Origin of the sequence: Stenotrophomonas sp. UBA7606, from assembly GCF_002477705.1 — a bacterium.
GTDB lineage: Bacteria > Pseudomonadota > Gammaproteobacteria > Xanthomonadales > Xanthomonadaceae > Stenotrophomonas.
In genome coordinates this window covers 1-2,641 of sequence record NZ_DLJW01000135.1, presented here as the reverse complement: position 1 = coordinate 2,641, position 2,641 = coordinate 1, and the positions used below count along the sequence as shown (strand labels likewise).

3 protein-coding genes are annotated in these 2,641 nt (G+C 65.1%); all 3 read right to left on the bottom strand.

The window, feature by feature from the left end; all coding sequences use genetic code 11:
• On the bottom strand, positions 1-1,772 hold a 1,772-nt coding region (gene carB / locus B2527_RS19320; protein WP_293717317.1), incomplete at its 3' end, for a carbamoyl-phosphate synthase large subunit.
• 54 nt (positions 1,773-1,826) lie between these two features.
• On the bottom strand, positions 1,827-2,387 hold the full coding sequence (locus B2527_RS19315) for a hypothetical protein (RefSeq protein WP_293717316.1): 561 nt from the start codon (positions 2,385-2,387) through the stop codon (positions 1,827-1,829).
• The coding region (locus B2527_RS19310; protein WP_414717150.1) for a glutamine amidotransferase-related protein at positions 2,384-2,641 on the bottom strand (258 nt) is incomplete at its 5' end. The genes B2527_RS19315 and B2527_RS19310, both read right to left, overlap by 4 nt.

Genomic DNA, 2,641 nt, shown 5'->3' with positions numbered 1-2,641 from the left:
TCGCGCAGGGCGAGCGCGGCATGCACGCAGCAATAGTCGAACTCGATGCCCTGGCCGATGCGGTTCGGGCCACCGCCCAGGATCATGATCTTGTCGCGGTTGCTGGGTGCGGCCTCGCACTCATCCTCGTAGGTCGAGTACAGGTAGGCGGTGCCGGTGGCGAACTCGGCGGCACAGGAGTCCACGCGCTTGTACACCGGGCGCACCTTGTGGGCGCGGCGCAGGGCGCGGATGGCAGCCTCGTTGGTGCCGGTCAGCTGCGCCAGGCGCGCATCGGAGAAACCGGCACGCTTGAGCTTGCGCAGACGTGCGGCATCCAGCGCGTCGATGCCCTGGGCATGGACCTGCTTTTCGTCGACGATGATTTCTTCGATCTGGTCAAGGAACCACGGGTCGATGTGCGACAGGCCGTAGACATCTTCAACGCTCAAGCCGCTGCGGAATGCATCGCCCACATAGAACAGACGCTCCGGCCCCGGGGCCTTGAGCTCGCGCTTCATGGTGGCGATATCGTCTTCGTTGCCCAGGTCCAGCTCGGTCGGGTCCAGGCCGATCTTGCCGGTTTCCAGGCCGCGCAGCGCCTTCTGCAGCGATTCCTTGAAGGTGCGCCCCATCGCCATCACCTCACCCACCGACTTCATCTGGGTGGTCAGGCGGGCATCGGCCATCGGGAACTTCTCGAAGGCAAAGCGCGGAATCTTGGTGACGACGTAGTCGATGGACGGCTCGAACGAAGCCGGGGTCAGGCCGCCGGTGATCTCGTTCTTCAATTCGTCCAGGGTGTAACCCACGGCCAGCTTGGCGGCGACCTTGGCGATCGGGAAGCCGGTGGCCTTGGAGGCCAGCGCCGAGGAACGCGACACGCGCGGGTTCATCTCGATCACCACCACGCGGCCGGTGGTCGGGCTGATGCCGAACTGCACGTTGGAGCCGCCGGTATCCACGCCGATCTTGCGCAGCACGGCGATGGAGGCATCGCGCAGGCGCTGGTATTCCTTGTCGGTCAGGGTCTGTGCCGGCGCCACGGTGATCGAGTCACCAGTGTGCACGCCCATCGGGTCGAGGTTCTCGATCGAGCAGACGATGATGCAGTTGTCCGCGGTGTCGCGGACCACTTCCATCTCGAATTCCTTCCAGCCGAGCACCGACTCTTCCACCAGCACTTCGGTGGTCGGCGACAGTTCCAGGCCGCGGCCGACGATCTCGATCAGCTCCTCGCGGTTGTAGGCGATGCCGCCGCCGCTGCCACCCAGGGTGAAGGACGGACGGATGATGGTCGGGTAGCCAACGCGGGTCTGGATTTCCAGCGCTTCTTCCAGCGTGTGCGCAACGGCGGCCTTGGGGCACTCCAGGCCGATTTCCTGCATGGCCACGCGGAACAGCTCGCGGTCTTCGGCCATGCGGATGGCTTCGCGCTTGGCACCGATCAGCTCGACGTTGTACTTCTCCAGCACGCCGTGGTCGGCCAGGTCCAGCGCGCAGTTCAGCGCGGTCTGGCCACCCATGGTCGGCAGCAGCGCGTCCGGGCGCTCCTTGTCGATGATCTTCTCCACCGTCTGCCAGTTGATCGGCTCGATGTAGACGGCATCGGCCATCTCCGGGTCGGTCATGATCGTGGCCGGGTTGGAGTTCACCAGCACCACACGATAACCCTCGTCACGCAGCGCCTTGCACGCCTGCGCGCCGGAGTAGTCGAACTCACAAGCCTGGCCGATGACGATCGGGCCAGCGCCGATGATCAGGATGGTTTTTAGGTCGGTGCGCTTTGGCATTTTCTTCTCTAAGTCAGTACAGCGTGTCTGGGGGAAGTGATCGCACGCTGTCGATCAGGAAAACTCGTTGCTATCTATGGTGACGCCGCATTCGTCGAGGATGCGCTCGCTCATGCGCGCCGGCAGGCCGTCGGGCATGTCGCCCATCTCGGCCAGCACCGCCGCCAATGCCTCATACGAGCCACTGGCCATGAACTCGCCCACCTGCTTGCGTTCCAGTTCGCTGGGCTCGCCCGCGAACTCCGCCGGCAAGGCGGTGCCGTACATCATCTGGCGCTGGGTAGCGACCATGCGCTTGCCGCCCTGGCTGGTATAGAAGGCCTGCCAGCGCTTGAGGTGCACCTGACCCTCGTCACCGAGGTTGCTGACCAGCCGCTCCACCAGCGCGTCGTTGAGCACCGCGCCGATCGGCGCCGCCATGCATTGGCGCTGCTGCGGGGTCACCTGCGGGAAGAACGCTTCGTTGGCGAGGATGGACTTGGCCGCGTCCTCACCCATGCGCTCGAAACCGGTCAGTAGCAGCAGATCACGGATCTGCTGGGCCGTCACCGGAGCCGCGCTGGCCACCGAGGTGGCCAGCAGCGCCGGCAACATCAGCCAGCGCGCCTTGCTCACGCCTTGGCCCCTTCCATCAGGGTGATGAAGCGGTCAAACAGCGGTGCGACATCGTGCGGACCCGGCGACGCTTCCGGGTGGCCCTGGAAGGAGAACGCCGGCGCATCGGTCAGTGCGATGCCCTGGATGGTCTGGTCGAACAGCGAGCGATGGGTGACGCGGACATTGCCCGGCAGCACGCTCTCGTCGATGGCGAAGCCATGATTCTGCGAGGTGATCATCACCCGGCCGCTGTCGATGTCCTGCACCGGGTG